General features: G+C 66.4%; 20 protein-coding genes. 16 read left to right on the top strand and 4 right to left on the bottom strand.

Annotated features, from left to right (window positions below):
* The first annotated feature begins 1 nt into the window (after position 1).
* Genes HWV23_RS09000 through HWV23_RS08980 form a run of 5 tightly spaced genes read left to right on the top strand, consistent with a single transcriptional unit; the run spans position 2 to position 3648 of the window.
* Complete coding sequence (locus HWV23_RS09000) at positions 2–229, top strand: ferredoxin (RefSeq protein ID WP_178290075.1); 228 nt, start codon at positions 2–4, stop codon at positions 227–229.
* Positions 226–894 (top strand): cobalamin biosynthesis protein, encoded by a 669-nt coding sequence (locus HWV23_RS08995; protein WP_178290074.1) that lies wholly within the window; start codon positions 226–228, stop codon positions 892–894. The genes HWV23_RS09000 and HWV23_RS08995 overlap by 4 nt, the downstream gene beginning before the upstream one ends.
* Positions 894–2081, top strand: coding sequence for a CbiX/SirB N-terminal domain-containing protein (locus tag HWV23_RS08990; RefSeq protein WP_178290073.1), 1188 nt, complete (start codon positions 894–896; stop codon positions 2079–2081). Before HWV23_RS08995 ends, HWV23_RS08990 begins: the two co-directional genes overlap by 1 nt.
* A gap of 6 nt (positions 2082–2087) precedes the next feature.
* The gene (locus HWV23_RS08985) at positions 2088–2459 is read left to right on the top strand and encodes a DUF3209 family protein (protein WP_178290072.1); all 372 of its coding nucleotides are present in this window, start codon (positions 2088–2090) and stop codon (positions 2457–2459) included.
* Complete coding sequence (locus tag HWV23_RS08980) at positions 2452–3648, top strand: outer membrane protein assembly factor BamB family protein (protein ID WP_178290071.1); 1197 nt, start codon at positions 2452–2454, stop codon at positions 3646–3648. The genes HWV23_RS08985 and HWV23_RS08980 overlap by 8 nt, the downstream gene beginning before the upstream one ends.
* 15 nt (positions 3649–3663) lie before the next feature.
* Here the strand turns inward: HWV23_RS08980 and HWV23_RS08975 are convergent, their stop codons facing one another.
* Positions 3664–4992 carry an MFS transporter gene (locus HWV23_RS08975; RefSeq protein ID WP_178290070.1) on the bottom strand — a complete coding sequence of 443 codons (1329 nt, stop codon included), beginning with the start codon at positions 4990–4992 and terminating at the stop codon, positions 3664–3666.
* A gap of 180 nt (positions 4993–5172) precedes the next feature.
* Here HWV23_RS08975 and mdh point away from each other — a divergent pair, with 180 nt between their 5' ends.
* Positions 5173–6087 (top strand): malate dehydrogenase, encoded by a 915-nt coding sequence (mdh, locus tag HWV23_RS08970; RefSeq protein ID WP_178290069.1) that lies wholly within the window; start codon positions 5173–5175, stop codon positions 6085–6087.
* 203 nt (positions 6088–6290) lie between these two features.
* Here mdh and HWV23_RS08965 read toward each other — a convergent pair whose 3' ends face one another.
* The gene (locus tag HWV23_RS08965; protein WP_178290068.1) at positions 6291–6530 is read right to left on the bottom strand and encodes a ferredoxin; all 240 of its coding nucleotides are present in this window, start codon (positions 6528–6530) and stop codon (positions 6291–6293) included.
* A gap of 113 nt (positions 6531–6643) precedes the next feature.
* Between HWV23_RS08965 and HWV23_RS08960 the strand changes: the two genes are divergently transcribed.
* From HWV23_RS08960 to HWV23_RS17105, 5 genes are all read left to right on the top strand, one after another.
* Positions 6644–9037, top strand: coding sequence for a penicillin acylase family protein (locus HWV23_RS08960; protein ID WP_178290067.1), 2394 nt, complete (start codon positions 6644–6646; stop codon positions 9035–9037).
* On the top strand, positions 9034–9411 hold the full coding sequence (locus HWV23_RS08955; RefSeq protein ID WP_178290066.1) for a hypothetical protein: 378 nt from the start codon (positions 9034–9036) through the stop codon (positions 9409–9411). The genes HWV23_RS08960 and HWV23_RS08955 overlap by 4 nt, the downstream gene beginning before the upstream one ends.
* A 39-nt stretch (positions 9412–9450) precedes the next feature.
* Positions 9451–11745, top strand: a complete 2295-nt coding sequence (locus HWV23_RS08950; RefSeq protein WP_178290065.1) for an ATP-dependent DNA helicase — start codon at positions 9451–9453, stop codon at positions 11743–11745.
* On the top strand, positions 11745–12251 hold the full coding sequence (gene cgi121, locus HWV23_RS08945; RefSeq protein WP_178290064.1) for a KEOPS complex subunit Cgi121: 507 nt from the start codon (positions 11745–11747) through the stop codon (positions 12249–12251). The genes HWV23_RS08950 and cgi121 overlap by 1 nt, the downstream gene beginning before the upstream one ends.
* 75 nt (positions 12252–12326) lie before the next feature.
* The gene (locus HWV23_RS17105; protein ID WP_178290063.1) at positions 12327–12860 is read left to right on the top strand and encodes a DUF5789 family protein; all 534 of its coding nucleotides are present in this window, start codon (positions 12327–12329) and stop codon (positions 12858–12860) included.
* Here the strand turns inward: HWV23_RS17105 and HWV23_RS08935 are convergent, their stop codons facing one another.
* Positions 12861–13316, bottom strand: a complete 456-nt coding sequence (locus HWV23_RS08935; RefSeq protein WP_178290062.1) for a MaoC family dehydratase — start codon at positions 13314–13316, stop codon at positions 12861–12863.
* 128 nt (positions 13317–13444) lie between these two features.
* Here HWV23_RS08935 and HWV23_RS08930 point away from each other — a divergent pair, with 128 nt between their 5' ends.
* Positions 13445–13786: an AbrB/MazE/SpoVT family DNA-binding domain-containing protein gene (locus HWV23_RS08930; protein ID WP_178290061.1), complete on the top strand. Its 342-nt coding sequence runs from the start codon at positions 13445–13447 to the stop codon at positions 13784–13786.
* 27 nt (positions 13787–13813) lie between these two features.
* Here the strand turns inward: HWV23_RS08930 and HWV23_RS08925 are convergent, their stop codons facing one another.
* Complete coding sequence (locus HWV23_RS08925; RefSeq protein ID WP_178290060.1) at positions 13814–14725, bottom strand: S24/S26 family peptidase; 912 nt, start codon at positions 14723–14725, stop codon at positions 13814–13816.
* A gap of 79 nt (positions 14726–14804) precedes the next feature.
* Between HWV23_RS08925 and HWV23_RS08920 the strand changes: the two genes are divergently transcribed.
* From HWV23_RS08920 to HWV23_RS08905, 4 genes are all read left to right on the top strand, one after another.
* Positions 14805–16415, top strand: coding sequence for a DNA-directed DNA polymerase II small subunit (locus HWV23_RS08920; protein ID WP_178291635.1), 1611 nt, complete (start codon positions 14805–14807; stop codon positions 16413–16415).
* A gap of 370 nt (positions 16416–16785) precedes the next feature.
* On the top strand, positions 16786–16953 hold the full coding sequence (locus HWV23_RS08915) for a DUF7556 family protein (protein ID WP_178290059.1): 168 nt from the start codon (positions 16786–16788) through the stop codon (positions 16951–16953).
* 117 nt (positions 16954–17070) lie between these two features.
* On the top strand, positions 17071–17493 hold the full coding sequence (locus HWV23_RS08910; protein WP_178290058.1) for a PPC domain-containing DNA-binding protein: 423 nt from the start codon (positions 17071–17073) through the stop codon (positions 17491–17493).
* Complete coding sequence (locus HWV23_RS08905) at positions 17494–21096, top strand: DNA polymerase II large subunit (RefSeq protein ID WP_178290057.1); 3603 nt, start codon at positions 17494–17496, stop codon at positions 21094–21096.
* Positions 21097–21487 lie beyond the last annotated feature (391 nt).

The following is a 21487-nucleotide window of genomic DNA, read 5'->3' as shown; positions in this document are numbered from 1 at the left end:
CATGTCCGAATACCGCGTTTCAGTCGACTTGGAGGCGTGTGACGGCATCTTCGCCTGTCTCGTCCGCGACGGCCGCTTTGCGGAGGCCGACGACGGCCTCGTGACGCTGCCGGATAGCGACCGAGGCGACGGTGAGTTGGTTGCCACCTTCGACGACGAGAAGCGAGAGGACGCCGAGCAGGCCGCAGCAGCGTGTCCGGTGGACGCTATCGAGGTGAGCGACGCGTGAGCATCGAAATCGGCACCCCGAGGAACCTGCTGGATGCCCACCCCGAGACCGCCTACTTCTGGGGCCGCGCCATCGGCGACGGCGAGGTGACAAGCGAGGGCGTAACCGTCCGAACGAACGACGAGACGGCCGCCGAGCGCCTCGCCGCCGTCGCGGGCGCCGACACCGTCGACCACCGCATCATCGAGCGGGAGTACGCCCACGACACGACCATCACCCGAAGCGAGGACAGCTACACGGTGCAGGCCCACGGGTCAGTCGGCGACCGGGCGGCGGCCGCGCTCGGCCTCCCCTTCGAGGGCGATTCCGGCGGCTATCGGCTCGATACGCTCGCCGGCCACGACCGACAATTGCTCCGCGGCTTGCTGGAGGGCTGTGGGACGGTCTGCTTCAAGTCCTCCGACGGTACGGTCGGCATCTCCTTCGTCCACGAGGACGAGGCGCTACTGACGGAAATCCAGCGCCTGCTCGATGACCTGCCGGTCGAGACGCCTTACGGCGACCTCTCGGAGACGTCGTCAGGCGGCTACTGGTTCGGCATCGACGACGCGGCCGCGCCCGCTGTCGGTGAGTGGCTCTACGAAGGCAGCGAGGAGACGGGACTGTTCGCGCCGAGTCGCCGCCGGAAACTGAAAAAGAGCATCGAGCAGGCGGAGGCCTACTGATGCTCGACGCCGAGGCCGTCGTACTCGCCGGACACGGCTCCCGACGGGAGAAATCCAACGACCAGGTCCGGGAGTTGGCCGCCGACCTGGAGGGCCGTCTCGGCCTGCCGGTCGACGCCGGCTTTCTAGAACTCGCCGAACCCTCCATCGAGGCGGCCATCGGCTCGCTGGCGCCGACCGTCTCGGACGTGACACTCCTGCCGCTGTCGCTGTTCGCCGCCAGCCACGTCAAAGCGGACATCCCGCTCATCGTCCAGCAGGCCCGCGGCGATTACGATGTCTCGATCCACAACGGGAAGCACCTCGGCGTTCACCCCGAACTCGTCGAACTGCTAGATGACCGCGCCGCGGCCGTCGAGAAACGACTGGGCGTCGACCGCGAGGACGACGACGTGATGGTCGTCCTCTGTGCCCGCGGGTCGTCGGACCCCGACTCGAACGCCGACGTGCACAAACTCGCGCGCCTGCTCTACGAGGGCCGAGAGTTCACCGACGTGGAAGCGGCCTTCATCGGCGTCACCGAACCGCTGCTCGAAGACCAACTCCACACCGTCGCCAAGCGCCGGCCCGACGCTGTCGTCGTCCTGCCGTACATGCTCGGCGACGGCGTCCTGACCCAGCGGGTCCACGACCGGACCGAGGAGTTCGACGCCGATTACCCCTACGTCGACGCCGATTCGGGCGAACCCCTCGGGGCCAACGAGCGCCTGCTGGAAGTGCTGGCGGACCGCTTCGAGAAGGCCCGCGCCGGCGACGTCTCGATGTCCTGCGACACCTGCAAGTACAAGGTCGAGATGAACGGCTTCGAGGAGGACTCGGGCGGCGCCCGCGCGATGTTGCGCGCGATGACCCATCAGGCGGCCCACGCCGACCGCTCCGACGTGGACGACGAGCCCCACGTCCACGACGCACCCGACAAACACGTCGCGGTCTGTACGAACCGCACCTGCGCGGGACAGGGCGCGGCGACGGTGCTGGAACGCCTGCGGCAGGCCGCCCGGGACCGCGACCTCGACGTCCAGATTACCCGTTCGTCGTGTCTCGACCGCTGTGGCGAGGGGCCGAACGTCGCCGTCTACCCTGACGGCGTCTGGTACGGTTCCGTCGCGCCCGAGGACAGCGACCGCATCGCCTCGTCGCTGGAACGCGACCGCATCGTCTCCGACCTTGTCGACCAGACCCTCTGACCCACCATGACCTGCCACGAAATCGAAGCGCTCCGACTCGGCCTGATGAACAGCCTCGGCCTCAGCGACGATGCCGCGAAGAAACACGCCCGCGATGAGTTGGGCGAAAATCCCGAACCGCACATCGAGGCCCTCGCCGAAGCCGAGACGCTCGCGGACTGCAAGCGACACCTCGACACCGCGCTCGTCGAACTCGAAGAGGAGGTCGCGGCGGCCGACCCGGAGGCCGCCGACTACGACTATCTCCGGGGCCGCCTCGTCGCGGTTCGGGATGCCGAGGCCACCCTCGACCGCCTGCTCTCGCAGGGCGAGGCGTTCCTCGATGACCTCGGCGAGGCCCACCACACGCTCCACGAGGTCTTCCCCGCGGATGAGTAAGACCGCGACCCGACTCTCGCTGGGCGAGGTCGACCCCTGTGGCTCCCGGCAAGCAGGCCGTCGCTCGGGGCTCGCATTGACCGACGAGGGACCGGTCGTCGGCCTCGACGACGGGTCAATCCGCGCGTTCGATTCAAAAGGGCGCGAGCGCTGGCACCTCGACGGCGAGGGCAGCGCCATCACGCACGTCCCTTTCGCCGATGGCGTGCTGGTCGGTGAACGCTCCGCGCGCGGTGCAATTCGGTTTATAAGCAACGGCGAGGAGCGGTGGCGACACGACGCCGCCGACGTCATCGGCGACCCGAGCAAGGAGACGCGCTTTTTTCTCCCGATGGTCGTCAACGCCGCGGTTGCGGGCGATACCGCCTACGTTGCCGCCCGACGCTACGAGCGGCAAGATGGTGGTCGGCACTTCGAGAGCGCAATCTACGCGCTCGCACCCGACGGAAGTGTCCGCTGGCGCTATGACGCCGATGCTTCGCCCATCTCCCTAGATTCCTTCGACGACGGCGTCGCCGTCGCCTACAACCGCTGTCCCGGCTCCCACGACGATGGCCTCGTTGTCCTCGATGGCAACGGTTCGGAACGCTGGACGTGGGACCCCGAAGGCGACAGCGAGGATATGCTCCGTCGCGTCGGTGACGTTTCGGCGGCCGACGGGAGCCTCTTCATCACGAGTCACGCCGACTACCGCGGCTACCGACTTACAGACGGCGCCGTCGACTGGCGTGTCGACCTCGGGACCCCGCTCTCGGAGGGCGACGAGGTCTACGCTTACCCGAACCACGTCTATGCAACCGAATCGGGCGTCTGCTTCCAGACCGGTAACAGTTTCCCCGAGGAGGGCCGCGAAACCGACGAGCGACACCCGAACGAGCAGTCGGCTTTCGGCTACACGCTCGACGGCGAATGGCGCTGGCGAGCCGATATCGGTGGTTTCTCTCACGAGATCGCGACGGACGGCGACCGGTTGTTGGTCCCGGTCGCCCAGCATTTCCGTGACCGTGACCCGTCGGTCCACGGCTGGCACGCGCTTGACGTGGCCGATGGCCGCGTCGAGTCAGGAGACTACGAGGGCGTCGTCACCGCGGCCGCCATCGAGGGCGACCGGCGCGTACTCATCGAGGAACCAGTCCGGTATCACGACGGCGAGACCGTGCTTGGTAAATACGCCCTGCGGCGCCCCTGAGGACGGTTTTTGCTTTCAGGCGCGTGCGACCGTTCTGCGATGCAGCAGAATCGACGACAGCAACGCGAGCGATGCCACGGTTGCCGCGAGGCCGAAGGCCACCTGATAGCCGAACTCCGAGTAGACGCGGGCGCCGCCGATGGTCTCGCCGGTCCAGTAGGCGTCCAGCGCATAGCCCATCAGTGTCGGGAGGATGGCCGCGCCGGTGAAGGCCATCGTGTTGATGGTCCCCGTCGAGACGCCGGAGGCCGCGGCCTCGTGGCGCTCCTTGACGACGGCGTAGGTCAGCGCGTACGCGCCGGCGAGGGCGCCCGAAGCGAAGAAGACGGCCGCGACGACGATTCGGGGCGGTGCGCCGGTAATCGCGAGGGTGGCGAAGGCTGCGGTGTAGATGGCCATCCCGATGACGATGAGCCGCGTTCGGGCGGCCGTGCTCGCGGTGCCGTCGGCAGCGCCCGCGAGACGGTCCGAAACGGCGCCGACCGTCGGCGGGCCGACCAGCAGGCCGGCGCTGCCGAGTAGCGTGTACGTCGAGGCCGCCGTCACCGAAAGCCCGTACGTCTGGACGAGATAGGGGATGCCCCACAGGCCGACGACGGTGATGTTGACGCCGGTGCCGGCGAAGAGGATGGCCCCGCAGAGCCACGTTTCGCGCTCGGCGAGCACCGTTCGAGCGTTCGAGACGATGGCCCGCAGCGAGGGTGCGCCGGGCGGTTCGGGGCCGGCCATCGGCTCGAACCCGGCGTCGGATGGCGTATCCCGGGCGACGAGGTAGGCCGTCGTCGCGAGGCCGACGCCGACGGCGGCCATCCCGGTCAGGGTCGGCCGCCAGCCGAACGCGGAGACCGCGAGCGCCAGCGGCGTCGTCGCCAATACGCCACCGAAGCCCGAGACCGCGAGGGTGAAGCCGCTCATGCGGGCGAACTCGGTCGGGCGGAACCAGTTGGCACAGAAGCGGAGGATGGCGATGAAGAGGACGCTCCCGCCGAACCCGACGAGCGCGCGCCCGGCGAAGGCCAGCGCGTAACTGTCGGCGGCAGCGAAGACGATACCGCCGAGGCTCATGACGAGGGTGCCGCCGGTGACCGTCCGGCGCGCGCCGAGGCGGTCCGCGAAGACCCCCGCCGGGAGTTGCATCGCCGCGTAGACGTAGAAGAAGGAGGCATGGAGCGTGCCGAGCTGTGTGCCCGTCACGTCGAAGGCGCGGGTGAGTTCGTCCGCGAGGACGGCCGTCGAGAGCCGGTAGACCGATACCAGCGCGTAGGTCGCCGCAAGCGCGAAGAAGGCGAGCCAACGGCGGGTCTCGGGGTCGGTCCACAGCCGGCGAAGTCCGCGTGCTGTCACTATCGGCCGTCCGACCGGTCGATGCAAAGGCGTATCGGAGGCGGCTACCCCTGCTGTCGTTTTCCGGTTCGACGCGACGGCATGAGCCGGCAGATTCGGCCGGTAGCGCGGTGGTACGCCGGCCTTCGGACGGCGAAAAGACAAGAGTTAATCGGCTCGCACCGCCTCTTTCGAACGACTATGACAAAGGTTAGCGTCATCGGTGCGGCGGGGACCGTCGGTGCGGCTGCGGGGTACAACCTCGCGCTGCGCGATATCGTCGACGAACTCGTGTTCGTCGACATTCCGGACCAGCGGGAGACCACCATCGGGCAAGCCGCCGACACCAACCACGGCATCGCCTACGACTCCAACACGACCGTCGTGCAGGGCGACTACGAGGACACCGCCGGGTCGGACGTCGTCGTCATCACCGCGGGCATTCCGCGCCAGCCGGGCCAGACCCGCATCGACCTCGCGGGCGACAACGCGCCCATCATGGAGGACATCGGCGCCTCGCTCGACGAGCACAACGACGATTACGTCTCGATTACGACCTCGAACCCGGTCGACCTGCTGAACCGCCACCTCTACGAGTCGGGCGACCGCGACCGCCACAAGGTCATCGGCTTTGGCGGCCGCCTCGATTCGGCGCGGTTCCGCTACGTCCTCTCGGAACGCTTCGACGTGCCCGTCAAGAACGTCGACGCGACCATTCTCGGCGAGCACGGCGACGCACAGGTGCCCGCCTTCTCGAAGGTCCGCGTCGACGGTCAGGACCTCTCCTTTTCCGAGGACGAAAAGGAGGAGATTCTCGGCGACCTGCAGGAGTCCGCGATGGACGTCATCGAGCGCAAGGGCGCGACCCAGTGGGGCCCCGCGACGGGCGTCGCCCACATGGTCGAGGCCGTGCTCAACGACACCGGCGAGGTGCTGCCCGGGTCGCTCGTGCTGGACGGCGAATACGGCTACGAGGACACCGCCTTCGGCGTGCCGGTCAAACTCGGCGCGAACGGCATCGAAGAGGTCGTCGAGTGGGACCTCGACGACTACGAAGAGGAACTGATGGACGAGGCTGCCGAGAAACTCTCCGACCAGTACGACAAAATCTCCTAAGCGGCGTTAGCCGTCTTTTTCGGGGCCGCAGGGCCCGTACTCGTCCGGTAGGTCGTCACCGATGAGCGATGCCCACTCACAGAGCCGCTGTCGGTCGCGGCCGGTCGAGCGACTGTTCATGGTACTCCCTCACGTGGAAACCTCTACACGACTCCTTATAAGCGTTCGGGAGCGGTCCACCGCCGGCCATGCAATCGGGCGGCTCAGACGACCTGTTCGCCGTCCTCGTAGATTTCGATGGCATCGACGGGACACGCACGGGCGGCGAACTTGGCGTCGAGTTCGGCGTCCTCCGGGACCTCCCGTTCGAAGATGCCGTCCTCGACTTCCTCGCTGTCCTCGAGGACGGCCTTGCCCGCGTCCTCGTCTTCCGTGAAGGCGTCCCATTCGGCGACACACTGGAACATCCCGATACAGGTATCCCGGTCGTAGCGAACTCGCATACCGACGCTTGGGCGGACACCGCAAAAGGCGTGTGGGAGGCACGACCGTATTTTAATACCCGTCCATCGACGGCAGCGCAACCATTTTTATATATACAGTGGTGTCTTCCCGTATGCCAGACGACACCACGCGCCGCGCGTTTCTCGGCGCGCTACTGGGCGGGGGCGTCGGGGCGGCCGCGCTATCGCCGGCAGGTGGGTTGCTCGATTCCTTCGCTCCCCTGAGCGGTCGAACGTGGGAGAGCACGCGCGGGGAGGTACCCGATACCGTCGCCAGCCAGTACGGCGAGGCGACGGTCACCTACGACGACTACCACATCCCCCACGTCGAGGCCGACAGCGAGAAAGCGGCCTACTTCGCGGTGGGCTACGCACAGGCCGCCGACCGACTCTTCGGGATGGACCTGATTCGGCGCCTGATGGACGGCCGGCTCTCGGCCGCGGTGGGCGAACAGACCGTCGAATCCGATATCTTCCACGCGAAGATGGATTTCCGAGGCGCCGCCGAAGCCTCGCGGGACGCACTGGCGGGAACCCGCGTCGAGGCCGTGACCGAGGCCTACGCCGACGGCGTCAACGCCTACATCGAGACCGGGCCCGAACCGCTGGAGTCGACGCTGGCGGGCTACGACATCGACGAGTGGACCGTCGGCGATAGCCTGCTGGTGGGCACGCAGATATCGTGGGGGCTGACGGGCAGTTTCGAGACGCTCCGGCGGGCGGTCCTGCGCGACCGACTTGATACCGCCGACTACCGTCGCCTCTACGAGCAACCGTTCGACCACGACGCGCCCATCATCCGCGAGGGGACCAGCGGCGAGGTACAGGGCGTCGACGGCTTTCCGGCGAGTCCGGCCGCCGAGCGGGTCGACGCGTCGCTGGTCGACTGGCTGGCCGCCCACGAACCGCCGGCGTGGTGGGGGTCGAACCACTGGGCGGTCGGCGGCGACCACACCGAAAGCGGGTCGCCCATCCTCGCCTACGACCCCCATCTGACGCTCATGGTACCGCCCGTCTGGTACGAACAGCGGATTACGGTCGCAAACGAGGACGTCGACGTCCGGGGCGCTGGCTTCCCGGGCATCCCCTTCGTCATCGTCGGCGAGAACCAGCACGGAGCGTGGGGCTTCACCAACACCGGCGCCGACGTCGTCGACCACTACACCTACGAGACCGACGGCGACCAGTACCGCTACGACGGCGAGTGGCGCGACTTCGAGACCGAAACCCGGACCATCGAAGTATCGGGCGGCGAAGACCGCGAAATCGAGGTCCGCAAGACGGTCCACGGCGCCTTCATCGACCGCGAAATCGACGGCGAGACCCGGCACGTCGGTGTCGCCTGGACCGGCATGTCCGGCACCCGCGAATCCGAGGCCATCTACGAGTTCAGCAAGACGGAGGGCGTCGACGACTACCGCGAGGCCCTACAGAAAATGGACGTCCCGACCCAGAACGCCCTCTACGTCGACGACGAGCAGATTTACTACAAGGTGACTGGCAAGATTCCGATTCGCCGGCAGGACGGCGAGATCATCGACGGCAACCGCGTCTTCGACGGGTCGGCCGGTGAAGGCGAATGGGACGGCTTCGAGCCGTTCGGCCAGAGCGACTGGGCGGGTGGGGAGTTCATCCCCTTCGAGGAGAAACCCGGCGTGGTCGACCCCGATTACATCGGCACCGCCAACCAGCGCATCGTCGACGACCCGACGTATCCCATCGGCTTCGAGTACGCCTCCGGGTTCCGCGGAATGCGCGTCTACGAACGGCTCGACGACCGCATCGAAAGCGGCGAGCCAGTCGATAGCGAGTTCATGGCGTCGGTCCAGCGGGATACCCTCGATATCCGGGCGCGGAAACTGGTTCCCGCGATTCTCGACGTTCGCGACCAAATCGATGACGCTGCCGACCCGTGGCTCGATGCCCTCGCGGAGTGGGACTACCGCATGGACCGGGATTCGGCCGCCGCCCTCGTCTTCCATCACTTCTACGAGGCCTTCCAGGGGGCGACGTGGGGCGACGATTTCGAGGAACTGGGCCTCGACGACGGCTGGTGGCCACAGGAGTGGGTGCTCACCGAACTGCCGCCCGACGACGACTTCTTCGACGGCGACCGCGCGGCCGTCATCGCCGAGGCGATGGAAACCGCCGTCGAGAACATCGACGCCGAGGGCTGGTCGGTCTACGGCGACTACCACCGGACGACCATCGACCACCAGTTCAGCGGGCAGGTCCCGTCGCTGAACTACCCGCGCTATCCGACCGACGGCAGCGCATTCACCCTCTTTAACACTCGTGATGGCCTCTCGGCCGGTAGCAGTTGGCGACAGATTTCGTCGGTCGGCGAGCCTTCGCGGTCGATACTCCCCGGCGGCCAGAGCGGGTCGGTCTTCTCGGAACATTACGACGACCAACTCGAGATGTGGGCTGACGGCGAGTACAAGGCAATGGCTTTCGAGACGCCCGACAGCGACGATACCATCGAGTTCGGAGGTGACGGAGAATGAGTGAGGAAGCGGTTACTGAGGAGAGGCCCGACGACGACCCCCTCCGACCTGCCTTCCTGACGACGGTGCGGACCGAGCCACGAAAGCGGTACACGGCCCTCGTCGTCCTCGCCATCATCGGACTCGGCGCGGCGTGGGTCCACTGGCTCGGCCTGTTCGTCGCCGGCGCGCTCGTGGGGCTGGTGAGTCGGACGCTACCGCGAGCGGTCGTCGCCGGCCTCGTTGTCGGCATCGCCGTGCTGGCGCTCAACGCCCTCGCGAGTCCGACGATGGGCGTCGGCGAGTTCCTCACGCTGACGCCGCCGGCCTACGTGGCCATCGGCGCGGCGCTGGTGCTGCCGGTGTGGGGGTCGCTCGTCCGCGGCGTGGTCTGAGCACGTTATTTAAAAGCGGTGGCGCACAAGACCACGGTAATGGACGTTGCCGACGTTTCCGGCGTGCCCCAGTGGTTCGCCGACCACCTCCGCGAGGAGGGCATCGAGTCGCTGTACCCGCCGCAGGCCGAAGCCGTCGAGGCGGGCGTCACCGAGGGCGACAGTCTCGTCGCCTCGATTCCGACCGCCAGCGGCAAGACCCTCATCGCCCAGTTGGCGATGCTGTCGGCCGTACAGCGCGGCGGCAAGGCGCTCTACATCGTACCCCTGCGCGCGCTCGCAAGCGAGAAGCGCGAGGAGTTCTCCGCCTTCGAGGAGTTCGGCGTCGAAATCGGCGTCTCGACCGGCAACTACGAGGACACCGGCGAATGGCTCGCCGAGAAGGACATCATCGTCGCCACCAGCGAGAAGGTCGACTCGCTGGTCCGGAACGGCGCGCCGTGGATCGACGACCTCGACTGTGTCGTCAGCGACGAGGTCCACCTCGTCGACGACCCCCAGCGCGGCCCGACGCTGGAGGTCACGCTGGCGAAACTCCGCCGCGTGAACCCGAACCTGCAGGTCGTCGCGCTGTCGGCGACGGTCGGCAACGCCGACGAAATGGCCGAGTGGCTCGATGCCGACCTCGTCGACTCGGACTGGCGCCCCATCGAACTCAAGAAGGGCGTCCACTACGGGCAGGCGCTACATTTCGGCGACGGCTCTCAGCAGGAACTCAGGGTCAAATCCAGCGAGAAGCCGACCGCCGCCATCGTCCGGGATACGCTCGCGGACGAAGGGTCGACGCTGGTGTTCGTCAACTCCCGCAGGAACGCCGAAGGTGCGGCGAAACGGCTGGCCAACACCACGCGCGACCACCTCGAACCCGAGGAACGGGAACGGCTCGCCGAGTTGGCCGAGGAGTTGCGCGGCGTCTCCGACACCGAGACGAGCGAGGACCTCGCCGACTGCGTCGAGAAGGGCGCCGCCTTCCACCACGCCGGCTGCGCTTCCGAACACCGCTCCATCGTCGAGGACGCCTTCCGCGAACGCCTCATCAAGTGCGTCTGTGCGACGCCGACGCTGGCGGCCGGGGTGAACACACCCTCCCGCCGCGTCGTCGTCCGCGACTGGCGGCGGTATTCCGGGGAAGCCGGCGGCATGCAACCCCTCTCGGTGCTGGAGGTTCACCAGATGATGGGTCGCGCCGGCCGCCCGGGTCGGGACCCCTACGGTGAGGCGCTGCTGCTCGCGAACAGCCACGACGAACTCGACGAACTGCTGGACCGCTACGTCTGGGCGGACCCGGAACCGGTCGACTCGAAACTGGCCCGGGAGCCGTCGATGCGGACCCACCTGCTGGCGACCGTCGCCAGCGGCTTCGCCGACTCGCGGGAGGCCCTGCTGGAATTCCTCGACGAGACGCTGTATGCCACCCAGTACGGACAGGAGGACGCCGAACTGGAGCGTATCGTCGACTCGACGCTGGAGTATCTGGAGCGGAACGACTTCATCGAGGGCGTTGGGCGGGACGCCCAACGGGATGAGCGAGCGGCGGAGCCGCGAGCGGACGGCGACCGCATCGAGGCGACCAACCTCGGCCACACCGTCTCACGGCTCTATCTGGACCCGATGAGCGCTGCGACGGTTCTCGACGGTCTGAAGGACGCCTCGGACCCGACGGCGCTCGGCCTCTATCACCTCGTCTCCCGAACCCCGGACATGTACGAACTCTACCTCCGGTCGGGCGACCGCGAGGAGTACACGATGCTGGCCTACGAACGGGAATCGGAGTTCTGCGGCGAGATGCCCAGCGAGTTCGAGGAGGGCCGCTTCGACGACTGGCTGTCGGCGCTCAAGACCGCCCGAATGCTCGAAGACTGGGCCGGCGAGGTCGACGAGGACGAAATCGCCGAACGCTACGGCGTCGGGCCGGGCGACATCCGCGGGAAGGTCGACACCGCCGAATGGCTGCTCGGCGCCGCCGAATCGCTGGCGAGCGAACTCGGCCTCGAAACGGTGCCGGCCGTCCGAGAGGCCCGCAAGCGCGTCCAGCACGGCGTCGGCGAGGAACTCATCGACCTCGCGGGGGTTCGCGGCGTCGGCCGCAAGCGCGCCCGTCGGCTCTTCGATGCCGGCATCGAGACACGGGCGGACCTCCGGGAAGCCGACAAGTCGGTCGTTCTCGGGGCGCTGAAAGGCCGCGAGAAGACCGCCGAGAACGTGCTGGAAGCGGCCGGCCACCAGAATCCAGAGATGGACGGCGTGACGCCGGACGCGGCAGCGACGCCCGACGACGCCGACGAGGAAGCGGCCGACGATGGCGAGGGGCAGGCAAGTCTGGGTGATTTCTGATGGAACTGGTCGAAGGCACCGTCGAAATCGGCGACGAAGCGTTTCCCGACATCGAGACGCTCGTCGCGACACTGGACGGAATCGGGGAGCAGTACGGCGTGACTGTGCAGGCGTTCGATTCGCGGTATATCGTCTCCAGTCGGCATCTGGAGCGGGCAGTCGAGTTGGCCGACCGCGAACGCGAGCGCGGCGAGGGCATCGCCCGCGACCGAGGCGTCGAAATCATGCTGTATGCGGCCGGGCGACGGCAGATTCAGCGCGCGCTGGAGCTCGGCATCGGCGAGGGCGAAACCGAGGCCGTGGTGCTGGTCGATGGCGACGGCGACGAGGACGCCGCGGCGGCGGCCGTCGAGGACCTGCTCGACTCGACGGCGACGCTCGGCGACTATGACGAAGCGGCCGTCCGGGAGTTCTACGATATCGGCGCCGCGGAACTGGAGGCGACCGAGCAGGATATCGGAGCGCTGGTCCGCGAACGGGTCGCGCTGTTGGTCGTCGAACGGTAGCAGGGTCGTTCACGTCCGTACCTGCCCCCTACGCTTTTGAGTCGGCCGTCCGAATTAGTGATTACTGGCCAACATATGACCGACGAGGGTGACCCACAGCGAACGGCGCGTGAAGGACAGCGCGAGCGCGCGGAAATCGTCGAGAACATCCTGCGAGAGGTGAATCCGCACCTCGACGAGGAGTCCTATCCGGTCCGCCGGGAGGAACTGTCGGCCCGTTACGGCGAGACGACCGTCGAACTGCCCAACGAAACGGAGGCGCTGGGCGACGTCTTCGACCGGTTGACAGACCAGGAGTTCGACACCCCGCGGGAGGCCAAGGAAGCCGTCATCGGCGAGGTGACGGGCAAGGCCATCAACCCCGGCGAGTTCAACCTCGAACGCGACCTCGAACCGGATGAGGCAGGCAACCTCGGGTCCACGGAGGACCGACTGGCGGCCGGCGAGGAGTCACCGGTCGGGACCGAACCCCGAAACGACCCGGAGGCGATTCCGGAGGAAACCGAGGAAGCGCCGGAAGGCGTCTACGAGGGCGCCGAATCGGTCGAGGACGTCGACCGCGAGGACGAATCGGAGGCGACCGAGGACATCACCGACGAGCGTCCGTGACTACTCAATCAGGACGGTCGCCTCGCCGCGGATGACCGTATCGTCGGCGGTTTCGGCGGTCGTCTCGAAGCGATAGCGGTCGTTGCCAAGGGCTTCGACGACCTCGATTTCGGCGGTCACGCGGTCGTCCGGTCGAACCGGCGCGCGGAACTCCAGGTCCTGTGAGAGGTAGACGGCGGTCCCCGGCAGGCGAGCGACGGCGGAACTGATGAGGCCCGCAGTGAGGATGCCGTGGGCGATGCGGCCGCCGAATCGGGTTTCGCCGGCCACCTCGTCGTCGAGGTGCAGTGGGTTGGTATCGCCGGAGGCGAGCGCGAACCGCTCGATATCGTCGTCCGAGAGCGTCTTCGCGAATCGGATGCTGTCGCCGACCGCAAGGGGGGCGTCGTCGGTGCCCTCGATGTCGATGTCTACGTCCCAGTCCGGCAGGTCCGCGCCGGGGTCGATTTCTGGCATGGCATCGCCTACGGGGCCCCCTCCCTAAACCGTGGTGCCGAACGACAGGAATCCAACACCACTCGCTGCCCTCTGGTGGTATCTCCCGGAACCCTTATTGGCCGGAAAAGCGACGCTTCGAACATCAGATGACCGATAACGACGACGATGACCAGAGCATCATGAGCCCGCCAAACCTGCTGAAGGCGGTTCAGCAGGCGTCCGAACAGGCTACCAAACAGCAGCAGCAGGCGCTCCAGCAGTTGCTCACCGGCGCGACCGGCGCCACGACGAGCGCGACGCCGGACCTCGGGAACCTCTCCGAGCAGTTGGGCACCATGAGCCAGATGGCGACGTTCAAAACCCGCGTCCAGAGCGGCGGCCGCATCTCCATCCCGGACGCCGAACGGGAGGCCCTCGATATCGAGGACGGCGACATCGTCCAGACGGTCGTCGTGCCCGTCAAGCGGAAGCGCGACGACGACGAGTAAAACGAGCGGCGGTCGCGGCAGCGTCTTTTAAATCGCTGGCCGGGTGTGGCCGGCGGTCGCGGTGGCGTTCGGCGAGTCGGGAGCCGCGGCCGTCGCGTTTTCAGCGCCCGTCACGGCAGGGCCCTCAGCGGCGGCCTGTCCGGCCGGTTCCGAGGCCATCGACAGCCTCGAGAAGAACAGGCGGACCTGCCCGAGGTAGGGCACTTTCAGTTCGGCAGTGCCGATGACCCATTCGGGTTTGACCGGCGCGGACAGCGACTGCCCCCGGCCGCGGTGCTGGTCGTAGGCCGGGTTGGCGTCGCCGAGGGTGATGAAGCCCGCATGCGGCGCCGGGCAGTGGGTCAGTTGCTCGCAGTTCGAGGCGCTGCCCATGTAGGCGGGGTCCGCACGGTCATACCAGTTCTCGCCGTCCTCGACCCACAGCATCGCCCGGTGGATGACCGGCGTCAAATCGCGCCTCCCGTCCCGCTGGAAGACGATGACGTCGCCGTAGCCCCCGAACTTCCGATAACCGGTTCCTGCGGCCCGGTCAGCGGGCAGGACACCGGTCGACTGGCCCTCGTGGACCGGCGCGTTATCGGGGACGAAGCGGTCGTCGTCGACGACGAAGACCAGGTCGCCGCGCTCCATGTGCGGTTCCATGCTTCCCGACTCGATGGCGACCATCGGCGGCCAGATACCACTGATGGCGAACAGCAGCAGGCCGATGACGAGAACCGCGGTGACGCTCGTGGTCACGTCCCGAAGGTAGATGACCCAGCCACGGTCGGTCGTCCAGAACCACTTGAGCCAGTCGACGACGCCCGAGGGACCGCCTTCGGTGTCCTGTGTTCGGGCTTCCGATGGCCCCAAGGAATCTTCCGTCCCGTCGGTGGCGTCGGTCCCCGACACGTCGGACGGCCCGTCACCGCGACGGTCACCGTCCTCTGAATCCGTCATTGCACCGTGGTAACGCCGCTGCGGGTTTGAACGTTCTGGGTCCGCTATGCTTTTGGCCGCCGCCGGCAACGTCTTCGACGTGCCTCAGGAGGAGCCCGCCCGCATCGCTCAACAACTCGCGAGCCACGGCTACACCGCCGACCGCGAAGCGATTACGCTCCTCGCAAGCGCCGACAGCCCCGAACAGGCCCTGTTGCTCGCCGTCGAGGCGACGCCCGACGACGCCCTGAAACTCACCGCGGCCGACGTCAAGGACGCCCTCGACGGCGAACCGCGCGGCCGCCGAGACCCGATTTCCGAGGACGAACCCGCGACGGCCGCGGCAGCCGAAGCGGGGGGAGACGGCGGCGCAGTCGCCGACTCTTCATCGGATACAGACCCCTCTACTTCAACTGGAACTACGGCGACCGAATCAGGGGATGGAGGGGTATCAGCTCCAGTCGAAACGAAGGGGTCTTCGAGCGGGCGGGACGTCGACCCCTCGAAGCGCGACCTCGATATCGCCAACGACATGACCGGACACTCGACCGGGACCGGCGAGTACGAGGACTTCGTGGCGACGTTCCGGGACCGCTACGAGCGCCTCGCCGGAAAACTCCGTGGTCGGGTCAACCACCGCAACGCCTCCCAACTGGAGGCCAGTCCGGGCGGCGGCGACGCCGGCATGGTCGGGATGGTCTCGGACATCCGGTCGACGGCCTCCGGCCACTGGCTCATCGAACTGGAGGACACCACCGGCGTCTACCCCTGTCTCGTGATGAAGGACAAGAACATCGCCGGCCTCGTCGACGAACTGCTCTGTGACGAGGTCATCGCCGTCGACGGGACCCTCTCGGATGACGGCTCCATCATGTTCGTCGACGACCTCTATTTCCCGGATATTCCCCGGACCTACGAACCCTCGACGGCCGACCGCCACGTCCAGGCCGCCCTCATCAGCGACGTCCACGTCGGCTCACAGGAGTTCATGGCCGACGCCTGGCACCGCTTTACCGACTGGCTCCACACGCCCGAAGCCGAACGCATCGAGTACCTCCTCATCGCCGGCGACATGGTCGAGGGCGTCGGCGTCTACCCCGACCAGGACGAGGAACTCGACATCGTCGACATCTTCGACCAGTACGAGGCCTTCTCGGAGTACCTCAAGGAAGTCCCCGGCGACATGGAAATCGTCATGATACCCGGCAACCACGACGCCGTCCGCCTCGCCGAACCCCAGCCGGGCTTCGACGAGGAGTTGCGCGACATCATGACCGCCCACGACGCCCGCATCGTTTCGAACCCCTCCGTCGTCACGCTGGAGGGTGTCTCAATTCTCATGTACCACGGCGTCTCACTGGACGAGGTCATCGCCGAACTCCCCGAGGACAAGGCCAGTTACGACGACCCCCACAAGGCGATGTACCAACTCCTGAAAAAGCGCCACGTCGCCCCGCAGTTCGGCGGCCACACCCGTCTAGCGCCTGAGGAAAAGGACTATCTCGTCATGGACGAGGTGCCCGACATCTTCCATACCGGCCACGTCCACAAACTCGGCTGGGGGAAATACCGGAACGTGCTCGCGGTCAACTCCGGCTGCTGGCAGGCCCAGACCGACTTCCAGAAATCCGTCAACATCGACCCCGACGCCGGGTTCGCGCCCGTCGTGGACCTCGATACGCTGAATATGACGGTCCACAAGTTTTCATAGCCACTTTTTGCACGAGAACGCGGGTCGCGCCCGCTTCGGGGCGCGACCCCGGTTCTCGGCAAAAACGTGGGGAAAATATGCGCGCCTCCCTCCAGCCGCGAGCCTCCGCTTCACTCCGGCTCGCGTTAGTCAGTCGGCGCTACGCTGGCTCGGCCTTCGGCCTCGCCAGCGGGAACCGCTCGCGCCCTGCGGGCGCTCACGGATACCTACTGTGTGGTATGTTAATCATACTCGACACCTGCCTTAAAATGATTCTCCGGCATCATGTTACTTACCACATATAAATCCCTCATAAACGATGCGGCAAATCACGGTATGTCACGGTGTCACATCGTCAGGGTTATATACCTACTGTCAACTATGCACATGCATGGCACAGGACACGGCCACTGCGGAGACGGTTTCCGACTGTGAGGTTATGGCGTCCGTGGACAGCGGCAACGACGGCGACCGACTTATCATCGCCGAGCTTTGCCGAGAGGAAGCCTATCTCTCCATGTCCACGGCAGCCACAGTCGACGTAGACGACTGGCGATAACCGCGTGGCCGACGGGTGGGGACCCATTTTCGAGGTTCGTAGCCACGGCTTCGGTTCGGTCCCGGTGACCGCCACCGGGAGAACACCTTTTTGACCGCTGCCGTCATCCCACCCAGTATGGATTATCAACGCGTCGAGGGTGACCGGGAGTTCGTCGCCCGACTGGAACACGGACGGGATTGGCGCGAGCAGATCGAGGCCTTCGCCGACGCCGAGGGCATCGATGCGGCCTTCTTCTTCGGTCTCGGCGCGGTGCAGGACGCGACGGTCTACTTCTACGACCAGGACGAACAGGAATACTACCCCGTCGAATTCGACGAACCGTTCGAGGTGACGACTGCGCTGGGGAACATCTCGCATCTGGAGGGCGACCGCTTCGCACACACGCACGTGACGCTGTCTCGCGAGGATGGTTCGATGGTCGGGGGGCACCTCGATTCGGCGACCACCTTCGCCGGCGAACTCTACGTCCGGGAACTGGACACCCATCTCGAACGCGAGCACGACGAGACGACTGACCTCGACCTCTGGCCGCTGTAGATGCGCCCCGACGACGAAGCGTACTTCGAGCGGTTGGAAACCGGCCTCGACGAGGCGCTGGACGTCGCCCGCGAGGCCCGACAGCGCGGCGGCGACCCCACCGAGGACGTCGAGATTCCCATCGCGAAGGACATGGCCGACCGCGTCGAGAACATCCTCGGCATCGACGGGGTCGCCGAGCGCGTCCGCGAGATGGAGGAAGACCCCGACCTCTCGCGTGAGGAGGCCGCCCTCGAACTCGCGGCCGACTTCGCCGACGGCAAGGTCGGCGACTACGACACCCGCGCCGGGAAGGTCGAAGGTGCGGTCCGGACCGCCGTCGCCCTCCTGACCGAAGGCGTCGTCGCCGCGCCCATCGAGGGCATCGACCGGGTCGAACTGCTGGAGAACGACGACGGCACCGAGTTCATCAACATCTACTACGCTGGTCCCATCCGGTCTGCGGGCGGGACCGCACAGGCGCTGTCGGTGCTGGTGGCCGACTACACTCGAACCCTCATCGGCATCGACGAGTTCAAAGCCCGAACCGACGAGGTCGAACGCTACGCCGAGGAACTGGCTCTCTACGACAACGAGACGGGCCTGCAGTACTCCCCGAAGGACGCCGAGACGAAATTCATCGCCGAGAACATGCCCATCATGCTCGACGGCGAGGCCACCGGCGACGAGGAAGTCTCCGGCTTTCGGGACCTCGAACGCGTCGACACGAACAACGCACGTGGTGGGATGTGTCTCGTTCTGGGGGAGGGTATCGCCCAGAAAGCGCCGAAGATTCAGCGGTACACCTCCCAACTCGACGAGGTCGACTGGCCGTGGTTGCAGGACCTCATCGACGGCACGTATAAAAAGGACAAAGGCGACGATTCGGCGGCTGACGAGGGTGATGAGGCCGACACCGAGGAGGAAGACGCCGACGGCGACGAAGCGGGAGACGAGGCCGAGGGAGAAGCCGACGGCCCCGACGGTCCGCCGCGTCACGACCCCTCCAAGAAGTTCCTTCGGGACCTGATTGCGGGCCGTCCCGTCTTCGGTCACCCCTCCGAGACCGGCGGTTTCCGTCTTCGCTACGGCCGGTCCCGGAACCACGGCTTCGCGACGGCCGGCGTCCATCCCGCGACGATGCACCTTGTCGACGACTTCCTCGCGACGGGCACTCAGATCAAGACCGAACGCCCCGGCAAGGCCGGCGGCGTCGTCCCCGTCGACTCGATGGAAGGCCCGACGGTCAAACTCGCCAACGGCGACGTCCGGCGCATCGACGACCCCGAGGAGGCGCTGGAAATCCGCAACGGCGTCGAGAAGATTCTGGATTTGGGCGAATATCTCGTCAACTACGGCGAATACGTCGAGAACAACCACCCGCTCTCGCCGGCCTCCTACACGCCCGAGTGGTGGAAAGGCGACCTGAAGGCTGCCGGCGCCGACGTGCAGGCGCTGGAGGACTCGCCGCGGGTCAACCTCGAACACCCGAGCGCCGCACAGTCTCTCGAATGGGTCGAGGAGTACGGCGCGCCGCTGCATCCCGAATACACCTACCTGTGGCACGACCTCGATATCGAGCGGTTCGAGACGCTGGCGGAAGCCGCAAGCGACGGACACTGGGCAGAAGCCGATGGTGCCGCAGTTGCACCAGCAGACGCCAACGAACCCACGGAACGCACCCTTGTCCTCCCGCGTACTGAACCCGTCCGGGAGGCTCTGGAGGTACTCATCGTCGAACATACCCAGGGCGAGGAGACGCTGACCGTCCCCGACGCTGTCCCCTTCGTCCAGTCGCTCGGACTGACCGACGACCTCGAAAAGCCGTGGGGCAGCGAGGACCTCTCCGAGGAGGCCCGAAACTGGGACGACGGCCACAACGCTGTCAAGGCCGTCAACGAGGTCGCGCCCTTCGAGGTTCGCGAACGCGCGCCAACCCGCATCGGCTGTCGGATGGGTCGCCCCGAAAAATCCGAGAAGCGCGACCTCTCGCCCGCCGTCCACACGCTATTTCCCATCGGCGAGGCCGGCGGCTCCCAGCGAGATATCGCCGCCGCCGCGAAACACTCCGAGAACATGCAGGACACCCCCGGCCGGGTCGAAGTGCAGGTCGGCCGCCGGACCTGTCCCGACTGCGACACCGAAACCCACCGGGCGCGCTGTCCCGACTGCAACGCCGTTACCGACCCCCACTATATCTGCTACAGTTGCGACATCGACGTCGAACCCGACGAGGCAGGCCGCGCCATCTGTCCCCGCTGTGAGTCCGAAGCCGAGGCCGTCCAGACCAAGACCATCGACGTCCACGAGGAGTACCGCAACGCCCTCGAAAACGTCGGCGAACGCGAGAACGCCTTCGACGTCCTGAAAGGTGTTCAGGGACTCTCCTCGGAGCACAAGGTTCCCGAACCCATCGAAAAGGGCGTCCTTCGGGCCAAAAACGGCGTTTCATCGTTCAAGGACGGCACCGTCCGTTACGACATGACCGACCTCCCGGTCACCTCCGTGCGGGCCTCGGAACTCGACATCACCGTCGGCCAACTGAAAGCCCTCGGCTACGACGAGGACATCCACGGCGACCCGCTGACCCACGAGGACCAACTGGTCGAGTTGCGAGTCCAGGACGTCGTCCTCTCGAACGGCGCCGCCGAGCACATGATGCGGACCGCCGACTTCGTCGACGACCTGCTGGAGCAGTACTACGGCATGGACCGCTACTACGACATCGACGACCGCGACGAACTCGTCGGCGAGTTGGTCTTCGGGATGGCACCCCACACGTCCGCCGCAGTTGTCGGGAGGATTATAGGATTCACCTCGGCGGCCGTCGGATACGCTCATCCGTACTTTCACGCCGCGAAGCGTCGGAATTGCGATGGTGACGAAGATTGCGTAATGCTCCTCATGGACGGACTTCTCAACTTCTCTAAATCATTCCTGCCGAACCAGCGTGGGGGCCGGATGGACGCGCCGCTGGTCATGTCCTCGCGCATCGACCCGGCGGAAATCGACGACGAGGCCCACAACATGGACATCGTCTCGGAGTACCCCCGCGAGTTCTACGAGGCCACGCGCGAGATGGCCGACCCCGGCGAGGTCGAGGACCTCATCCAGATCGGTGAGGACACCCTCGGCACCGAGGACCAGTATCGCGGTTTCGAGCACACCCACGATACGGGCGACATCGCCCTCGGGCCGGACCTCTCGGCGTACAAAACGCTCGGCGACATGATGGAGAAGATGAACGCCCAACTGGAGCTTTCCCGAAAGCTTCGGTCGGTCGACGAAACCGACGTCGCCGAGCGGGTCATCGAGTATCACTTCCTGCCGGACATCATCGGGAACCTTCGGGCGTTCTCACGACAGGAAACCCGGTGTCTTGACTGCGGCGAGAAGTTCCGGCGCGTCCCCCTGACCGGCGACTGCCGGGAATGTGGCGGCCGCGTCAACCTCACCGTCCATCAGGGGTCGGTCAACAAGTACATCGACACCGCAATCATGGTCGCCGAGGAGTACGACTGTCGGGAATACACCAAGCAGCGCCTCAAGATACTGGACCGCGCCGTCGAATCCATCTTCGAGGACGACACCAACAAGCAAAGTGGCATTGCTGATTTCATGTAGAAACTTTTTGCACGGCGCGCTTCGCGCGCCGGCAAAAACGTTCATGAAAAAGACACGGCGGGCCTCCCGATGGTCGGCCCTTGGTCCCGCACTCGCTTCGCTCGCGCGGGGAAACGCCTCGCTGCGCTCGGCGTATGCTAACCTCATTTTTGATTGACCGCCTTCAGTTGAGCTCTCGCGTTAGCTATCTCGACAAAATTGCGTGATGTCCACGAGCGCCCGCAGGGCGCGAGCGGTTCCGCCGCGCCGACCGAAGGGAGGCGCGGGACCGAGGCCTGACCGTAGGGAAGGCCGACGTGTCTTTTTCATCGAAGTTTTTGCCGGGTAGCGAGGGACCGAAGGTCCCTCGGACCATGCGAGCGGGCCTACGGCCCGCGAGCAGACGGCCGCA

Source organism: Natronomonas halophila, assembly GCF_013391085.1.
GTDB classification, from domain to species: domain Archaea; phylum Halobacteriota; class Halobacteria; order Halobacteriales; family Haloarculaceae; genus Natronomonas; species Natronomonas halophila.
Note: the sequence above shows the minus strand (reverse complement) of the source record. Positions and strands in the feature narration are given on the sequence as shown.

What these genes read in the sequence shown, in the direction of transcription:
- HWV23_RS09000 (WP_178290075.1), top strand. Translation starts at nt 2, where the DNA reads ATGTCCGAATACCGCGTTTCAGTCGACTTGGAGGCGTGTGACGGCATC.
- HWV23_RS08990 (WP_178290073.1), top strand. Translation starts at nt 894, where the DNA reads ATGCTCGACGCCGAGGCCGTCGTACTCGCCGGACACGGCTCCCGACGG.
- HWV23_RS08985 (WP_178290072.1), top strand. Translation starts at nt 2,088, where the DNA reads ATGACCTGCCACGAAATCGAAGCGCTCCGACTCGGCCTGATGAACAGC.
- HWV23_RS08980 (WP_178290071.1), top strand. Translation starts at nt 2,452, where the DNA reads ATGAGTAAGACCGCGACCCGACTCTCGCTGGGCGAGGTCGACCCCTGT.
- mdh (WP_178290069.1), top strand. Translation starts at nt 5,173, where the DNA reads ATGACAAAGGTTAGCGTCATCGGTGCGGCGGGGACCGTCGGTGCGGCT.
- HWV23_RS08965 (WP_178290068.1), bottom strand. Translation starts at nt 6,530, where the DNA reads ATGCGAGTTCGCTACGACCGGGATACCTGTATCGGGATGTTCCAGTGT.
- HWV23_RS08960 (WP_178290067.1), top strand. Translation starts at nt 6,644, where the DNA reads ATGCCAGACGACACCACGCGCCGCGCGTTTCTCGGCGCGCTACTGGGC.
- HWV23_RS08955 (WP_178290066.1), top strand. Translation starts at nt 9,034, where the DNA reads ATGAGTGAGGAAGCGGTTACTGAGGAGAGGCCCGACGACGACCCCCTC.
- HWV23_RS08950 (WP_178290065.1), top strand. Translation starts at nt 9,451, where the DNA reads ATGGACGTTGCCGACGTTTCCGGCGTGCCCCAGTGGTTCGCCGACCAC.
- cgi121 (WP_178290064.1), top strand. Translation starts at nt 11,745, where the DNA reads ATGGAACTGGTCGAAGGCACCGTCGAAATCGGCGACGAAGCGTTTCCC.
- HWV23_RS17105 (WP_178290063.1), top strand. Translation starts at nt 12,327, where the DNA reads ATGACCGACGAGGGTGACCCACAGCGAACGGCGCGTGAAGGACAGCGC.
- HWV23_RS08935 (WP_178290062.1), bottom strand. Translation starts at nt 13,316, where the DNA reads ATGCCAGAAATCGACCCCGGCGCGGACCTGCCGGACTGGGACGTAGAC.
- HWV23_RS08930 (WP_178290061.1), top strand. Translation starts at nt 13,445, where the DNA reads ATGACCGATAACGACGACGATGACCAGAGCATCATGAGCCCGCCAAAC.
- HWV23_RS08925 (WP_178290060.1), bottom strand. Translation starts at nt 14,725, where the DNA reads ATGACGGATTCAGAGGACGGTGACCGTCGCGGTGACGGGCCGTCCGAC.
- HWV23_RS08915 (WP_178290059.1), top strand. Translation starts at nt 16,786, where the DNA reads ATGGCACAGGACACGGCCACTGCGGAGACGGTTTCCGACTGTGAGGTT.
- HWV23_RS08910 (WP_178290058.1), top strand. Translation starts at nt 17,071, where the DNA reads ATGGATTATCAACGCGTCGAGGGTGACCGGGAGTTCGTCGCCCGACTG.
- HWV23_RS08905 (WP_178290057.1), top strand. Translation starts at nt 17,494, where the DNA reads ATGCGCCCCGACGACGAAGCGTACTTCGAGCGGTTGGAAACCGGCCTC.